21 protein-coding genes are annotated in these 14,629 nt (G+C 38.2%); 1 reads left to right on the top strand and 20 read right to left on the bottom strand.

The genetic code is table 11. The features are described from left to right. A partial coding sequence (locus tag COS96_00295) for a hypothetical protein (protein ID PIU44211.1) occupies positions 1-510 on the bottom strand: 510 nt, incomplete at its 3' end. 186 nt (positions 511-696) lie between these two features. On the opposite strand from COS96_00295, the gene COS96_00290 reads away from it, so the two are divergent. After that, entirely contained in the window at positions 697-1,593 is an 897-nt protein-coding gene (locus COS96_00290) for a hypothetical protein (protein PIU44210.1), read from the top strand. On the opposite strand, the gene COS96_00285 is transcribed toward COS96_00290, so the two are convergent. The 19 genes from COS96_00285 to COS96_00195 form a co-directional block, all read right to left on the bottom strand. Next, a complete protein-coding gene (locus tag COS96_00285) occupies positions 1,583-2,275 on the bottom strand; it encodes a hypothetical protein (protein PIU44209.1) in 693 nt (230 codons plus the stop codon). The two genes, COS96_00290 and COS96_00285, sit on opposite strands and share 11 nt — an antisense overlap. A gap of 1 nt (position 2,276) precedes the next feature. After that, on the bottom strand, positions 2,277-2,798 hold the full coding sequence (locus COS96_00280) for a 30S ribosomal protein S9 (protein PIU44208.1): 522 nt from the start codon (positions 2,796-2,798) through the stop codon (positions 2,277-2,279). A gap of 2 nt (positions 2,799-2,800) precedes the next feature. Next, positions 2,801-3,160, bottom strand: a complete 360-nt coding sequence (gene rplM / locus COS96_00275; protein ID PIU44207.1) for a 50S ribosomal protein L13 — start codon at positions 3,158-3,160, stop codon at positions 2,801-2,803. Positions 3,161-3,165: 5 nt separating this feature from the next. Further along, positions 3,166-3,552: a 50S ribosomal protein L17 gene (locus COS96_00270; protein ID PIU44206.1), complete on the bottom strand. Its 387-nt coding sequence runs from the start codon at positions 3,550-3,552 to the stop codon at positions 3,166-3,168. 6 nt (positions 3,553-3,558) lie between these two features. Then, entirely contained in the window at positions 3,559-4,353 is a 795-nt protein-coding gene (locus tag COS96_00265; GenBank protein ID PIU44205.1) for a DNA-directed RNA polymerase subunit alpha, read from the bottom strand. Between the two features lie 39 nt (positions 4,354-4,392). Then, positions 4,393-5,082 carry a 30S ribosomal protein S4 gene (locus tag COS96_00260; protein ID PIU44204.1) on the bottom strand — a complete coding sequence of 230 codons (690 nt, stop codon included), beginning with the start codon at positions 5,080-5,082 and terminating at the stop codon, positions 4,393-4,395. Then, positions 5,027-5,476, bottom strand: a complete 450-nt coding sequence (locus tag COS96_00255) for a 30S ribosomal protein S11 (GenBank protein ID PIU44203.1) — start codon at positions 5,474-5,476, stop codon at positions 5,027-5,029. Before COS96_00255 ends, COS96_00260 begins: the two co-directional genes overlap by 56 nt. Positions 5,477-5,486: 10 nt before the next feature. After that, entirely contained in the window at positions 5,487-5,876 is a 390-nt protein-coding gene (locus COS96_00250) for a 30S ribosomal protein S13 (protein PIU44202.1), read from the bottom strand. Positions 5,877-5,886: 10 nt separating this feature from the next. Then, the gene (locus tag COS96_00245; protein ID PIU44201.1) at positions 5,887-6,003 is read right to left on the bottom strand and encodes a 50S ribosomal protein L36; all 117 of its coding nucleotides are present in this window, start codon (positions 6,001-6,003) and stop codon (positions 5,887-5,889) included. Positions 6,004-6,007: 4 nt separating this feature from the next. Further along, the gene (locus COS96_00240) at positions 6,008-6,226 is read right to left on the bottom strand and encodes a translation initiation factor IF-1 (protein ID PIU44200.1); all 219 of its coding nucleotides are present in this window, start codon (positions 6,224-6,226) and stop codon (positions 6,008-6,010) included. 57 nt (positions 6,227-6,283) lie between these two features. Next, positions 6,284-7,576 (bottom strand): hypothetical protein, encoded by a 1,293-nt coding sequence (locus COS96_00235; protein PIU44199.1) that lies wholly within the window; start codon positions 7,574-7,576, stop codon positions 6,284-6,286. A 10-nt stretch (positions 7,577-7,586) separates the two neighbouring features. After that, entirely contained in the window at positions 7,587-9,419 is a 1,833-nt protein-coding gene (locus COS96_00230; GenBank protein ID PIU44198.1) for an alanine--tRNA ligase, read from the bottom strand. Continuing rightward, the gene (gene tpiA / locus COS96_00225; GenBank protein PIU44197.1) at positions 9,416-10,126 is read right to left on the bottom strand and encodes a triose-phosphate isomerase; all 711 of its coding nucleotides are present in this window, start codon (positions 10,124-10,126) and stop codon (positions 9,416-9,418) included. Before tpiA ends, COS96_00230 begins: the two co-directional genes overlap by 4 nt. Beyond that, positions 10,123-11,166 carry a galactose-1-phosphate uridylyltransferase gene (galT, locus tag COS96_00220; protein ID PIU44196.1) on the bottom strand — a complete coding sequence of 348 codons (1,044 nt, stop codon included), beginning with the start codon at positions 11,164-11,166 and terminating at the stop codon, positions 10,123-10,125. Before galT ends, tpiA begins: the two co-directional genes overlap by 4 nt. After that, positions 11,153-11,881, bottom strand: a complete 729-nt coding sequence (locus COS96_00215) for a hypothetical protein (GenBank protein ID PIU44195.1) — start codon at positions 11,879-11,881, stop codon at positions 11,153-11,155. Before COS96_00215 ends, galT begins: the two co-directional genes overlap by 14 nt. Positions 11,882-12,063: 182 nt before the next feature. Next, positions 12,064-12,420: a hypothetical protein gene (locus COS96_00210; protein ID PIU44194.1), complete on the bottom strand. Its 357-nt coding sequence runs from the start codon at positions 12,418-12,420 to the stop codon at positions 12,064-12,066. Continuing rightward, positions 12,417-12,842 carry a hypothetical protein gene (locus tag COS96_00205; protein PIU44193.1) on the bottom strand — a complete coding sequence of 142 codons (426 nt, stop codon included), beginning with the start codon at positions 12,840-12,842 and terminating at the stop codon, positions 12,417-12,419. Before COS96_00205 ends, COS96_00210 begins: the two co-directional genes overlap by 4 nt. Before the next feature lie 343 nt (positions 12,843-13,185). Beyond that, positions 13,186-13,935: a type I methionyl aminopeptidase gene (gene map, locus COS96_00200; GenBank protein ID PIU44192.1), complete on the bottom strand. Its 750-nt coding sequence runs from the start codon at positions 13,933-13,935 to the stop codon at positions 13,186-13,188. Then, positions 13,936-14,592 (bottom strand): hypothetical protein, encoded by a 657-nt coding sequence (locus COS96_00195; GenBank protein ID PIU44191.1) that lies wholly within the window; start codon positions 14,590-14,592, stop codon positions 13,936-13,938. Positions 14,593-14,629: the final 37 nt, after the last annotated feature.

Here is a 14,629-nt window from a genome sequence, read left to right as displayed (position 1 = left end):
CCTTTTGTCTTCCTGCGCTACCTTCTCCTTGGCGACCATGGCATTGATTTTGGCCGATGTGATTTTTAGCTCCAAATCTTCTTTCTCTTTCTTAGCAAAATTATCGCAGAAACTGATAATTTTATCAAGAACCTCAAGGGCTTTTGTAATTTCCCCTGTTACCAAAAGCGCGTCTTTTTGTTTTTTTAACCAGCTAATTCTTTCTATTTGATCGGTTGTTCTGCTGGCTGCCCCGAAGCATTTTGTAGCCGTATTGAAAAAACTCTTTTTCTGCTTTCTGCCGGCTTTATCGTCTTTGCCATTAACCTTCACATTGCAGGCTTTTTCCATAAATGCCATACCTTTTATCCCTTGGCCGACGTAAATATCTTCGCCGGTTAATTTTTCCTTATTGTTATTGATATAAGCAATTGCCTGATCCGGCATTTTGTCTTTTAATAATTCTCTCGCCTTTTCTAAGGCATCTTTTTCTCCATTGCCATCGTTGCCTCCTTTTTTCTTATCATCCATTTTGTGTTTTTTATTATTTTATTTTTATATTTTAAAGGTTCATAATAACCATATCTTTTAAATATCACTACTTGGCTTTCCTGTCAAGAAGAATTATAATTATCTTAGCTTAGCTTAGCTTAGCTTAGCTTATCAGCGTTAATCAGCGTTAATCAGCGTTAATCAGTGTTAATCAGCGGTTTATATATGACGAAAAAAATCAGAAATATTTTATTCTTAAGCTGTTTATTCCTGTTTATCATCTTCGCTCCCTTAATCATCCTCTATTCCCAGGGATATAGGTTTGATTTTGATCCACCGGCCGGCGGAAAAAGAATTGTTCAAACAGGCGGCTTGGCAGTAATAACTCCTCTAAAGTCTGTTGAGGTTTATCTGGACGGAAAATTAGCCGGAAAAAGCGGATCTCTATTCTCCGACACATTTTTCGTCGGAGAACTTCTGCCCAAGAAATATAAGGTGGAGATGAGAAAACAGGGCTTCCATTCTTGGGAAAAAAATCTGGAAGTTAGGGAAAAAGAAGTTACGAAAATCAGAAATGTCATTCTCTTCCCTGAAGAAATAACTTTTCCAGCTTTAGGCAACAATGCTGAACTCATCAAAACGACTTTTGGCGAAAATATCCTTACCCCCGGTTCCCCCGACGCGGATAAGTATTACATAGACGAATTGGGCTATTTTTATAAAGAAAACGATACCTTATATTTTTTAAAAAATGAAGCCGACGATTCTGAAAAAATTTCCGATTCAAACAATTCCCTGGAAATATCCCCTGATTCCCAAAAGGCATTCCTTTCTTCCGGTTCAGAACTCTGGCTTTTCTCCGCAGAGAAAGGAGAATTAAAAAAAACATTTCTATTCCGCCTCTCGGAAAAAATAGAAAATTGCTTATGGCTTAAAAATGATTACTTAATTTTTAACGCCGGAGGAAAAATAAAAATAGCTGAAATTGACCCCAGAGACAAGATAAATATAATAGAAATTTCAGATAAAAACCCTTCAAAAATGATCTATTTGGAAAAAACAGACCGATTATATATTCTGCGAGATGGAGCTATTTATCAGTCGCAACCTCTTACTGAATAAACCCCAATTTCCCTTTAAACTCTTCCCAGTCAATTGATTTCTCCCCTGCCATCTTGCAAATTTCCTTAAACTGACAACATCTGCATTGCCAATCCTTGGAAAAGGACGTTTTTCTTGAAGGAACAACGCAGGAATCAATTTCCTTCTTGAGCGAACTCAAATCTTTCAAAATTCCCTTCGCCCTCTTAGCGTCATACTTTAAAATAAATTCTTTCAGCTCTTGGGTGTCTTTGTTTACATAAAGCAAGATACCCTGTTTTATTTTAAAGAAATGCATATAGAGCTGAATTTGGTCAATATTCTCTTTTTTCGGCTCCCTTAAATTCTTGCTGAAAGCCATACTGTGAATGCTTTTTATATCAAGAACATAAAGATCTTTGCCGTCGCTGATAATAGCGTCTGCCCGTCCGGAAATTAATTCTTGAGGAGCTGTTTTCACTTCAGCGGCAACAACATGAATATCGCGCATACTGATTAACGACCTCATAATAAGGCGGTGAATGGAATCGCCGTGGTCCCACATCCTCAAAAGCTGGGCTTCCATTTCTTTTCTGGGCGCGTTTTTAAACCTAAAAAAAATCAGCCGGGGACATCTTCCGGCGTCGGTAACGTAAAAATAATGCCGTTCTTTGTCCTCTTTTTGGCTGTCCAAATAAAACTGATCTATATGCTCCTTTAACATTTTATCTTTTTGCCCATTGAGGGGCGCGACGGGCTCTTTTCAGTCCGAATTTTTTTCTTTCTCTCATTCTCTGGTCTCTGGTCAGGTATTCAGCTTTCCTCAAACGTTTTTTAAACTCAACGTTAAAAAGGACCAATGCCCTTGATATCCCGTGTCGCGCAGCTTCAGCTTGGCTGTGAACGCCCCCTCCCCTCAAAACTATCGTCACATTGAACTTATCAAGACACTTCATCAACCCTAAAGGAGATGTTACTATCCCCTGAAGATTCGGATCAGGGAAGTACTTCCCAAGAAGCATTTTGTTGATCAAAATTTCTTTATTTCCTTGAGTTGAAAGCCTGACTCTGGCCGTTGAAGTCTTTCTTCTGCCGATGCCGTTAAAATAACCCGGTCTTTTAGCGACGCTCACTTCTTTTTCAACGTCTTTTTCCTCTGCAACAGAAAGAACAGGCGCATCTGCATTAATGCCTTCTTCGCTGTTTTCTTTAATTTCCTGTTTTTCTTCGGTTATAACTTTTTTCATCTTTATATAAATCTTAATCTTTTAATTTGCTCATCCCTTAATTTATTACAAGGGAGCATTCCGTAAACCGCTGTCCTTAAAACCTCTTTCGGATTCTTTTCAAAAAGATCTTTCAATGGAACCATTCTTACTCCGCCAAGATATCCTGAATGATGGAAGTATTTTTTCTGGTTTATTTTATTTCCGGAAAATTTAATCTTCTTAACATTCTTGATATCAACAAAATCCCCTATGTCAAGATTGGGCACAAATCCTTTTTTATTTTTTCCGCGCAATAAAACCGCTACTTGGACGGCTAATCGCCCTAAAATTTTATCCGCGACGTCAATTATATGCGTTTCTCTTTTTGTCTCCATTTTCATATGTTTTAAACTAATTCTATGATGGCCATTCTGGCTCCGTCCGACTTCCTTGGTCCCAGCTTAATAACTCTTGTGTATCCCCCTTTTCTCTCCTTATATTTCGGCGCAATTTCATTAATTAATTTTTTCACTACAGCCGAAGAAAAACCCTTAAACAAACCCTTCGTTATATGCAGGCTCTCCGGAGAATTTTTGCCGGCCGAATCCCTTTTTTCAATAATCTTACAGGCTCCGGTTATCTGCCTTTCAATAAAAGAAGAAAATTCTTTAGCCTTGGCTTCCGTAGTTTTCATCTTTCCCTTCAAGATAAAATTGGCGGAAAAAGAAAGCTTCAGAGCCTTCCTCTGGTTTCCTTCCCGGCCAAATTTTCTCCCCTTTTTCATCTTCCTCATATTTTTTTATTTTGATTTTTTCGCTTTTTTCTTTGACTTGCTTGTTTCTTCTTTTTTCTTTTCCGACTTCTTCTCCGATTTCTTTTCTTCTTTTACTTCCGGTTTTTCCGATTCTTTCGGAGCGAATTCTTCAGTAAAGATATTAAAGTGATCAACTAAAATTTTAGAGGCTTGATAGAACGCATCCTCCGGTTCAATTGACCCGTCTGTTTCAATTTCTAAAGTAAGCTTGTCAAAGTCAGTTCTTTTCCCAACCATCATGTTTTTGACTGTAAAATTAACCCTCTTCACCGGAGTAAAGAAAGCGTCTAAGGGCAGAACTCCTATCTCTAATTTTTCCCTGCTCCTGCCTTCAGCCGGAGAATAGCCTGTTCCGTGCTCAATTTTTATTTCTATTTCCAGTTCTTTTGATTTTTCGGTAATGGTGGCTATATGAAGGTCCTCATTCATCAATTCAACCTGGCTGGGAAATTTAAAGTCAGAGGCTTTTATTTTCTTTTCTCCTTTTACCTTTAAGACAGCTGTCTGCGATTCTTGCGTCAGCAAACGAAATCTCATTTGCTTCAAATTAAGCATAATCATCACTACGTCTTCCAAAACACCGTGGATAGTTGAAAATTCATGAGGAGTTCCTTTTATCTTCACTTCAGTTATTGCCGCCCCGGATAAAGACGAAAGCAGAACTCTTCTCAAAGAATTCCCGATGGTAACCCCGTAGCCGGGATAAAGGGCTTCTATTTCAAAAATTGACTTAGATCCCTCTTTTTTAACTATTTTCGGACTAGATGGTAAAGAAATCATGAATTTATTTTATTTTTTTATTTATTTTTGCTCTCTATTTTATCTTGAATAATGACCAAAAATTATTGATATATCCGCCGGAGAAGCGCTTTCCTCGAGTGTAGGAACTCCTTTAATTTTAGCTTCTAATTTCTTATCGTCAACCTCAATCCAATTAGGAACAGGCCTCTTCTTCATCAACAACTGAATGTTTTTAAAAACACCTTTTCCTAATTTTTGAGATTTTACGGAAATAACATCCCCCTTGCTTACTTGGAACGAAGGGATGTTCACGGGCTTACCGTTGATTAGCAAATAACCGTGAGAAACCATTTTCTTCGCCTGAATTCTTGATTCTGAAAAACCCATTCTGAAAATCACACTGTCTAAGCGGCTCTCCAATTCCCTAATCAGCAAATCGGCCGGGTCTTCGGCGGCATTTTTTCTGGCCAGAACTTTTTTAACATAATTGCTGAATTGACGCTCTCTTAAATTATACCAATTTCTTAACTTCTGTTTTTCTCTTAACCCCCTGTTATATTCAGAGACAGGGTCTGGTCTTCTTTTCTTCTTCTGTCCCGGAGGAAAAGGCTTCTTAATCATCGCGCATTTAGAAGAAGCGCATCTGTCTCCTTTTAAAAAGAGCTTAGCGTTTAACCTTCGACAAATTTTACATTTAGATTTTGGCATAAAATTAAATTCTTCTTGGTTTCTTCGGCCGGCAACCATTATGAGGAGCGGGCGTAACATCCTTAATTGAAATTATATTTATTCCTTTGGCGACAAAAGACCTGATGGCCGAATCCCTACCCGGACCGATGCCCTTGACAACTACTGCTATCTTTTCAATTCCTGAACTTTCAATTATTTGAGCCACTACTTCAGCTACTTTTGAAGCTGCGAATGGAGTGCATTTCTTGGCTCCGGAAAAACCTATTTTTCCGGCCGTGCTCCAGAACAAAACATTTCCTTGCGAATCAGCTAAAGTGATGATTGTATTATTATAACTTGAAGAAATAAAAACTATCCCCTCTTTTACATTCTTAGAGATCTTTGACTTACCCGCAGAGGAAGCGACTCCTGCGCCTTCTTCCTTCTTTTTTTCTTTTGGGTCATTTTTTGTAATAATTCTTTTTTTCCCCATATTATATTTATTAGGCTGGTGTTGCCACCGGCTTCCTGCCTGATCCGACCGTCTTCCTGACATTGCCTCTGACTGTCCTGCTGTTCGTCTTCGTCCTTTGCCCTCTCGTAGGCATTCCCCTTGAGTGGCGAACTCCGCGCCAGCAAGCAATATCTTTCAGTTCTTTTATATTCATTATCAAATCCCTTCTTAAATCTCCTTCTATTCTGTATTTCTTTTCAATTATTTCCCTTAACCTGTTGATTTCTTCCTGTGTTAATTCGGAAGAAATTTTATTAACATCAATTTTAGCTTCGTTTAAAATTTTGACACTCAAAGTACTCCCTATCCCATATATATAAGTTAAAGCTATCTCTATTCTTTTTTTATCAGGAATCATAATTCCCGCAATTCTCGGCATTTTTTCTAAATTATCCTTGGCGCTGTTTGTGCTTCGGATTTTTCTTACAAATAATATAAACTCGCCCTTTCCTTCGGACGACTTTGCAATGTTCGCATATTTTCCTTGTTGACGGTCTGACCTTCATAATTTTACTTGCCTCTGTATGTTATTCTCCCTCGCTTTATATCGTAAGGACTTAACTCTACAGTAACTCTGTCTCCTGTTAAAATTTTTATTTTAAATTTTCTTAACCTTCCGGATAAATGGCAAAGCGCTTCTTCTCCGTCGTCTAATTTTACACGAAAATTAGTGCTTGGTAAAGCCTCTACGATTAATCCCGACTTTTGAATGCCTTTTTCTTTTTCCATTTATCAAATTTTCTCTTTTCTAAGAGATGATTATTTAATTTAGCAAATATATCAAAATTAGTCAACTAAAAGTTTGACTTTTATTCTTTCGCCGTTGTCAACGACTTTCTTCACCCAGAAAGGCCAAAGCCTAACTTGCGCCCTTGTAATTTGAGGATTATCCCTTAACAGCGCCTCTGCTAAATTTAAGGGTTTTCCCTTCAGCGAATCTTTTAAAGATTTCTCGTCAATGCCGGAATAAATTTTAACTTTCACGTCCAGCGAGATGACAGCTTTACCTAAACCAAAATCAGAACTATTTACTGAATAATCAATTTTCAAGCTTTCCTGATGAATAGATTTCCCCTCCGGCAATTGAGAGGAGATAATTCCCATAACCAAATTTCTGACATCCTCATCCTTAAAAGAAATTACTTCTGATTTGGCTTTCGCCTGATAATTAAATTTTTCCGATTCCGAACCGGCTGTTGCCGAAAAAGATTTATCCACGATGCTTGTTTTGAACAATTCATCTTTTAGCGTCGAGCCTAATGGAGAAAATTCTCCCTTCACGGCGATTAAACATTCTGCAACCGCCTTATCGGAAACTTCCTTCTCTGCCTTATCTAAATCGCCTTGCAAAACCTCCGGGAATTCAGCTTTGACCCCGCCTGCGAATTTCTGCGTTGATTTTCCGTAAATATAAGTATATTGAGGAAATCCGGCCAAACCGGGAATAGAAAAAATAGAAGCATCTATATTATATTTCGGCCCTGAAGCGTCAGCGACGACATTAACATCCTTATGGGATTTCGGCGGGATAACAATCCTCTCTTTTGTCTTAAACCAGGGATTCTCTCCTTTATCCAAAGACGGCTGAAATTTTTCCGCCGAAGCCTGAAGCCGTGTTCCCACCATTAAAATTTGCTGAACAGAATAATCATTATAAATCCTGATTACTCCCGCTGCCTTTTCCTCTTTTATTTTTTTTCCTGATGAAACGAATATTCCCGAAGCAGTTTTTTCTATTTTAGAAACTTCTGCCGGTATTGCCTTGTTCGATAAATCAACTTCCTTCAAAGATTTATCTAAAGACACCTTTATCTGCAGGGGCAATATTTCCGTCTTCGGCCAAACCTCAATTTCAGCATCAGAATAAGCGGAGAGAACAATAAAAACAGCAATCGTCATGAAAAAGGCTATTACGGTTAAGACATATTTTTTAGAAATCAAAAAGACTCTTTTATGTTTACGGAAAGGCATTTCCGGCTCTTTTTTTTCAACCGATTTTAATCTTTCCTCATTTAATTCCTTCGGAACATAATTGTCTATTTTCTGGGGAGGCAATATGTCAAATATTTTTTTCACCATAATCTTTAAATTATTTACTGATAATTGCTTTAATACGGCGGATGCCGGAACTTGATGATTCCTCTTTTATAATTTTAAAAATTCCCAATTCCGAAGTTCTCTTAGCATGAGGACCGCCGCATATCTCACAAGACGCATCACCGATGCTATATACTTTAACGATATCGCTATATTTATCTTCAAACAAGCCCGTCGCCCCTTTCTCCTTAGCGCTCTCATAAGACAATTCCTCGCAGACAACTTCTATATCTTGCTTTATCCATTCATTAACAATTCTTTCAACTTCTTTTATTCGTTCTTCGGTCATTTTTTCTCCATAAGAAAAATCGAATCTTAGTCTCTCGGAGGTGATATTGCTCCCCTTTTGAAAAATGCCTTCTCCCAAAACTCGCCTCAAAGCAGATTGCAATAAATGAGTGGCTGTATGAAGTCTTCTGGTTTCTTCGCCGGAATCAGCCAGTCCGCCCTTAAACTTCTTCTCCGCTCCCTTCCGCGAAACTTCCTGATGTTCCTCAATCCACTTTTTGAAATCTTCATCGCTCACTATAATTCCTTTTTCTTTTGCCAGTTCCTTGGTCATTTCAAAGGGAAAACCGTAGGTCTGGTACAAATCAAAAACATCATGGCTTGAAATTTCTTCTGATCCGTTTTTCCCCAGCATCTCGTTAAATTTCTTTAGTCCCTTTTCCAGCGTTATCTTAAATTTATCTTCTTCCCCGGTCAATTCTTTTAAAATAGCTTCTTTGTTCTTCTCCAGCTCGGGATAAATTTCCTTATATTCTTCAATAAAAGACCTGCCGACTTCGGCGCAAATATCGCTTAAAATTCCGATATCATTTCCAAAACATATCGCCCTTCTGACAAGGCGCCTTGTGAAATATCCCTGATCTTTATTGGAGGGGACAGCTCCGTCGGAAATTAAAAAGACAGATGCTCTAATGTGGTCTAAAATAACGCGAAAAGCTTTTATGGTTTTTTCCGATTCGTCATATTTTTTGTTGGAAACTTTCTCAATGATTGAAATCGGGATTTCAAATAAATCCGCTAAGAAAACATCCGGATTATTATTGGAAACGGCTGTTATTCTTTCCAATCCTCCGCCAAAATCAACATTTTTTTTAGGCAAATCTTCAAACCCATCTTTTGTTTTTTTATATTTCATAAAAACATTATTCCCTATCTCTAAAAATCTTCCGCAATCGCAATTCGGATGGCAAGCTTCGTCTTTATAGGGAGAGCTTTCATGAATCTTTAAGTCAACTCCAAAATCCCAGAATACTTCTGAATTGGGTCCTCCGGGTTCGCCTATAGGCATTTTTGAGGGAACGCCCGGACGCGACCACCAATTCTTTTTTTCAGAATAATAAAAAATCCTGTCTGCCCCGGCCTCTATTCCAACCGAAGAAAACATTCTTTTCCAAATGTCGGCTGACTCTTCGTCCTTGGGCAAATTAAATTCTTCGTTTCCTTTAAAAACCGTTACGTATAAATTTTTAGGATTAAGCCCGATTTCTTTAGTCAAAAATTCAAAAATCCACTGAATCTGCTCTTCCTTAAAATAATCTCCCAAACTCCAGTTACCCAGCATTTCAAAAAATGTAGTATGCCGATTATCTCCTATTTCCTCTATGTCTTCAGCCCGAAAACTTTTCTGCGAATCAGCCAAGCGCATCCCCTGCGGATGCTGTTCTCCAAGAAGATAAGGAACCAATGGCTGCATGCCTGAACCGGTAAAAAGAGTGGTTGGGTCGTTTTCCGGAATCAAAGAGCTGGAAGGAATAATTTTGTGCCCTCTTTCCTGAAAAAATTTTAGATATTTTTCCCTGACCTCAAACAATTTCATATATTCAAATTATTCACTATCTGAATAAATTCTTTTGGATTTAGAGAAGCGCCACCGACTAAAAGCCCGTTAAATCCCGCCTCAATATAATCCTTTGCATTTTTAGAACCAACGCTTCCGCCGTAAAGCAAAATGTTCTTAGGAAAATTCTTCTTAAACAAATTATTCATTTTTTTTGCATCAGAGATATCATACGGCTCGCCTGTGCCGATGGCGCTAATCGGTTCAAAAGCTAAAATTATCTTTTGGGATTGCCCTTGAGAAAGTCCCTCAATTCCTTTTTTAACTTGAGATAACTTGTCAATGCATAAAATCGGCTTCAATCCGCTTTTTAAAGCTCCTTTAATTTTTTTATTTATTATATGGTCAGTTTCTTTAAGAATTACCCTTCTCTCCGAATGACCGATAATCACATATTCACATCCGAAATTTTTCAACATTTTCGCTGAAATTTCGCCTGTAAAAGCGCCTTCGTCTTTTGAAAAACACGTCTGCGAACCGATAGCAAACCCTCCTCCGCCTTCGGTTGCGGCCTGCAAGTAAATAAAGGGAGGACAAATCACAACCTCTGCGTTTTTCCCGCTGAAGCGGGATCGGCCTTTGGCCGACACCTTTCTTAATCCCGAACTCACTGAATTAAAAATTCGCTTAGCTTCATCCAAGCTTGCCGGATTCATCTTCCAATTGGCTACAATCAGATATTTCATTTTTGTTTGCGTAAGAAAGCGGCTGCTTCTTCCGGACTGATTCCTAAAATTTCCATTTTTGCTCCGAGCTCAAAACCGGCCCACTTATATGTCTTCGGCAAAATCGTCCAATGCCAATGATAAGAATCGTGATTTTTCCCATCGCAGGGAGACGTGTGGAGATAAAAATTGTAAGAAGGATTATTCAAGCCCTTATAAATCATAGTCAAAACTTTTTTAAAAACTTCCGCCAAACCATTTTTTTCCTCTTCGGTTATTTTTTCAAAATAAGAAAGGTGCTTTTGGGGAGAAATAATTACCTGAAAAGCTGACTTATAAGCAAAAGGACAAATGGCTATAAAATGCTCGTTTTCAAAAACAACCCTTTCCTTCTGTTCTCTTTCCCATTTATTAATTTCGCAATAAATACATCCCTTATTTTTTTCTGAATACTCCTTCGCCTGCGAAGTTGTTTTGGCCAAATCTTGGTCAACTAAAAAAGTAGTGATAATTTGCGAGTGAGGATGATAGACTGACGCTCCGGCTTCAGGACCATGATTCTGAAAAATAAAAATGTAATTAACGAAATCGTATTCCATTAATTTCAAATAACGCGACTGATAGACGTCAATCAATTCCCTGACTCTTTCAATCGGCAGAAGAGCCAATGGCTTATTATGGTCCCTTGTGGCGACGACTTCATGAAAACCAAGCGCCGACATAACACTGAAAAATTTCCCGACCCTTTTTGTTTCCAATTCTAAATCCGCTTCAAAGGCCGGAAATTTATTAGGAAAACAAACCGTTGTCCAATTTTTTGGAATTTTATCTCCCTGCTTAAAAGGAATCTCCTTTCCGCCGGCGAAAATAAGCGTTGGGGTATTTTGCGTTTCAATGTGGCAAAAAAAACAATCCTTGCTTAGAACTTTTTTTCTTTTTTTGCCGTTCTCAAACTCGCTCCATTTCTTAGTTCTTTTCTTGCTGATAACGACCCAGTCATTATTAACCAAATCGTAACGGAGCTCCGACGCAGAATTTTTTTCTTTTTTACTTTTTGTCATTATATTTCCCTGAAATTAAATTCCATCTGATTTTAAGCAAGTCTAACCCCATTTTCACCATACCGCTGAACTTCACTGTGCTCGCTAAATCATTTTTCCATGTAACGGGAATTTCTTTTATTTTAAATCCAAATTTTTTAGAAACAGCCAGAATTTCAGGGTCAAAAGCAAAACGGTCAATTCTGCATTTTGGAATAACTTTATCTACCGATCCTTTGGTCATCCCTTTAAACCCGCATTGCGTATCCATGAGCCCCCATGTTCCGCAGAGAAAATTTGTGAGAAATCCGAAAACTTCGCCTAAAAATCTCCTTATCATCGGTTGAGCAGGAATCAAAATTGCTCCCTTTATGTCTCTTGAGCCGATGATTATATCATATCCTTTCTTAAATTCAGGCAACATTTTCTCCACCTGATCAATGCTGGTAGAATTATCGGCATCGGTAAACAATCTATATTCCCCTTTCGCCTCCGATAATCCTTGGCGGGTAACAAATCCCTTGCCGTGATTTTCTTTATTATCAATCAGCTTTAAATTTTTTATTTCCGAGATCAAACCGTTAACTACTCCTGCTGTTCCGTCTTTTGAGCCATCGTTAACGACAATAATCTCGTATTCATATGTTTGTGTACGCAAATAAAGATCAATCTCTTTCAAGGTTGATGGTATTCTCTTTTCTTCATTATAAGCAGGAATAATTATAGACAAATACATAACCAAAATAATTAAAAATTAAAAAAGAAAAACTAAAAACAACAATTTAAAATTTAAAACTTATTCTTTCCCTTAAGGGTCAGGATGCTGGCGACAAGAACATTTGCGATTTCGCCTGTTTCTCCAAGTAATTTTTCTACCTTTTCTTTGTCCGCCTTTCCTGAATCCATTAATAATCCAAGTCAAAACTTGCTTTCATTGGCTGATTTCAAGGAATAACTGAAAAAATTAGTAAAATCTTTCCTTGTGCTTCCTGCTTGTGCCTCAATGATGTTCGCGCCGATACTGGTCGCGCTCCTCAATAACTGTCTAGTTATTATATTAACGCTAAAATCCTTCTTATTCAAAATATCAATAAATTTAATCACATCTAACGCATAAAAATATGCTCGTTTTTTAAGTCTATTTTGAAATTTGAATTGTTGTTTTGCATTTTTCGCTTTACGCTTTACGCTATATTTGTATTTTAGCACAAATCCCCAAATAAAAAAACTATCGACCGAAATCAATAGATTGATATTCACTAAAGAAAATTTCATCCTTCAGTAATAAAAGCGACATTCTCTATAGTATGACTAAATTTTGATTCGCCTGTATTCAGAAGTAATTCAACTATCTCTTCTCTTTCCCTTGGGTAATTAATCTTCCGATCAATATTATTTATCGTATCTCCATCTTGGATGTATGGCTTAATTGATTCAAGCGTTTTATTACTAGTATATTCCCATTTCAAAAGCCTCTCCGCTGCTTCGATCCTTATCTTTTCGCTTTTCACATTTTTAATCAAATCCATTAATCTATTTTCTATATAGCTTATTCCTGCTCGCGATAGAAGTTTTCTAGCCGCAGCCTCTTTTAACTTTTCATCTGTAACCTCTGTTATAATACAGGAAAGATAACCTTCATCTTCTTGTGAAAATATCCCTTCTGTCGCTGGTTTTTCATCTTTCATCCAAGCCATAAAACGAGATATATACGTCGAATTCCTCTTTTCCCACAATAACACCCCAAAAGCTTTTCACCGGCCTTATTTCTTAAGCTTTCTTCTTTTGAGTATCTAAGAATGCTGGCAAGGATTTCATCACTTGGATTTCGCTCCAATACCACTCTCATTAATTTCTGATTCAATGGACAATCCTACAGGGGTCAGACCCCTGCAGGATTTACAGGGGGCAGACCCCTGCAGGATTTACAGGGGTCAGACCCCTGCGAAACTCTAATCTGTGAACTCGTGAACTCGTTAACTCTTTAACTCGTTAACTCTTTAATTGGTGAACCAATAAATATTATCCCCGATTACTAACCTACAAGGACGTTAAAATACGGTGGCCGTTTTTAGTGACGGCGATGGTGTGCTCGAAATGAGCTGATAAAGACCCGTCGGCGGTTCTAATGGAAAACCCGTCCCCGGCTTTTTTTATATTATAATCCCCAACCGTAAGCATCGGCTCAACGCACAAAACCATCCCCTCTTTAATCTCCATCCCCATTTTCTTTTTTCCGTAATTCAAGACTTGAGGCTCTTCATGAATTTTTTTCCCGATTCCATGCCCGCATAAATCGCGGACAACGCCAAAACCCATACTCTCTCCGGATCTCTGGACAGCCCAGCCGATGTCTCCCAGATAATTGCCGGGTTTAATTTCTTTTATCCCCATATTAAGGCTCTTGCGGGTCGCCTCAATTAATTTTTCCGCTATTGAAGAAATTTTCCCGACAGCAACAGTTGTCGCCATATCAGAATGATAACCCTTATATTCCAGACCGATATCTATGGAAACAATATCGCCTTCTTCCAATTTCCTTTCGCCCGGAACCGTGTGAACGATCTCCTCATTAACCGAAACACAGGTAGCTGAAGGAAAGCCATTGTAGCCCTTGAAGGACGGCTTCCCAAATTTAAAAAGAAGTTGCTCTGCAACCTCATCTAATTCCTTAGTGGTAATTCCCGGCCTGACCATTTTTTTCAGCTCCTCCAATATCCCGGCCAGGATCTTGCCACCCTCCGCCATAACAGCGATTTCTTTTTCTGTTTTAATGCTCACTGACTCCATTTAGGCTTTTAATTTATCACAAATCTCCTTAAAAACTTTTTCTATGCTTTGCTCTCCATTTACCTCTATCAACCTTCCTTGTTTTCTGTAAATATTAAGCACGGGCAATACCTCATATCTGAATTCTTCCATTCTTTTTTCAATTGCCGCCGGCTTATCGTCGTTTCTTTCCATCAATTGGCCATTGCATTTATTGCACCTTTCCATATTTTTAAACTCTCCGATCCAAGGGATTATATTCCCGCATTTCTTGCACATTCTTCTTTTTGTCAAACGATCAAAAGATTCTTTTTCCGAAATATTAATATAAATAACCCTAACATTATCGTCCCAGCCATACCAACTTAAAGCTTCATTAAAAAATTCCGCTTCGCCCAATTTCCTGGGAGTTCCGTCAAAAACAACCCCTCTAAAACTTTTTCTATTCCTGAACTTTTCTAAAGCATCCATCCATAATTTAGAAATAATAAAACTCGGCACTAAAGCGCCTCCCTTCATCACATTATGCACTCTCTTTCCCGTAAAATCTCTTTTTCTGGCGCGTTCGCGAAGAGCGACTCCGCTACCGAAACAGTCCAAATGAAATTTTTTAACCAGCAGATTGACTTGCGTTCCCTTTCCCGAACCTGCCGGACCCAGCACGATTATGATTTTCATATATTAGAAGGTTTCGTAATCCCTCATTTGTAATTGA

The sequence above is a fragment of the Candidatus Nealsonbacteria bacterium CG07_land_8_20_14_0_80_39_13 genome (genome assembly GCA_002779355.1).
Taxonomy (GTDB): domain Bacteria; phylum Patescibacteriota; class Minisyncoccia; order Minisyncoccales.
The sequence above is the reverse complement of the archived record's forward strand: the minus strand, read 5'-3'. Positions and strand labels throughout refer to the sequence as shown.

Coding starts and splice junctions, on each gene's coding strand:
- COS96_00290 (PIU44210.1), top strand. CDS start 697: ATGACGAAAAAAATCAGAAATATTTTATTCTTAAGCTGTTTATTCCTG.
- COS96_00285 (PIU44209.1), bottom strand. CDS start 2,275: ATGTTAAAGGAGCATATAGATCAGTTTTATTTGGACAGCCAAAAAGAG.
- COS96_00280 (PIU44208.1), bottom strand. CDS start 2,798: ATGAAAAAAGTTATAACCGAAGAAAAACAGGAAATTAAAGAAAACAGC.
- rplM (PIU44207.1), bottom strand. CDS start 3,160: ATGAAAATGGAGACAAAAAGAGAAACGCATATAATTGACGTCGCGGAT.
- COS96_00270 (PIU44206.1), bottom strand. CDS start 3,552: ATGAGGAAGATGAAAAAGGGGAGAAAATTTGGCCGGGAAGGAAACCAG.
- COS96_00265 (PIU44205.1), bottom strand. CDS start 4,353: ATGATTTCTTTACCATCTAGTCCGAAAATAGTTAAAAAAGAGGGATCT.
- COS96_00260 (PIU44204.1), bottom strand. CDS start 5,082: ATGTTACGCCCGCTCCTCATAATGGTTGCCGGCCGAAGAAACCAAGAA.
- COS96_00255 (PIU44203.1), bottom strand. CDS start 5,476: ATGGGGAAAAAAAGAATTATTACAAAAAATGACCCAAAAGAAAAAAAG.
- COS96_00250 (PIU44202.1), bottom strand. CDS start 5,876: ATGCCGAGAATTGCGGGAATTATGATTCCTGATAAAAAAAGAATAGAG.
- COS96_00245 (PIU44201.1), bottom strand. CDS start 6,003: ATGAAGGTCAGACCGTCAACAAGGAAAATATGCGAACATTGCAAAGTC.
- COS96_00240 (PIU44200.1), bottom strand. CDS start 6,226: ATGGAAAAAGAAAAAGGCATTCAAAAGTCGGGATTAATCGTAGAGGCT.
- COS96_00235 (PIU44199.1), bottom strand. CDS start 7,576: ATGGTGAAAAAAATATTTGACATATTGCCTCCCCAGAAAATAGACAAT.
- COS96_00230 (PIU44198.1), bottom strand. CDS start 9,419: ATGAAATTGTTTGAGGTCAGGGAAAAATATCTAAAATTTTTTCAGGAA.
- tpiA (PIU44197.1), bottom strand. CDS start 10,126: ATGAAATATCTGATTGTAGCCAATTGGAAGATGAATCCGGCAAGCTTG.
- galT (PIU44196.1), bottom strand. CDS start 11,166: ATGACAAAAAGTAAAAAAGAAAAAAATTCTGCGTCGGAGCTCCGTTAC.
- COS96_00215 (PIU44195.1), bottom strand. CDS start 11,881: ATGTATTTGTCTATAATTATTCCTGCTTATAATGAAGAAAAGAGAATA.
- COS96_00210 (PIU44194.1), bottom strand. CDS start 12,420: ATGAAATTTTCTTTAGTGAATATCAATCTATTGATTTCGGTCGATAGT.
- COS96_00205 (PIU44193.1), bottom strand. CDS start 12,842: ATGGCTTGGATGAAAGATGAAAAACCAGCGACAGAAGGGATATTTTCA.
- map (PIU44192.1), bottom strand. CDS start 13,935: ATGGAGTCAGTGAGCATTAAAACAGAAAAAGAAATCGCTGTTATGGCG.
- COS96_00195 (PIU44191.1), bottom strand. CDS start 14,592: ATGAAAATCATAATCGTGCTGGGTCCGGCAGGTTCGGGAAAGGGAACG.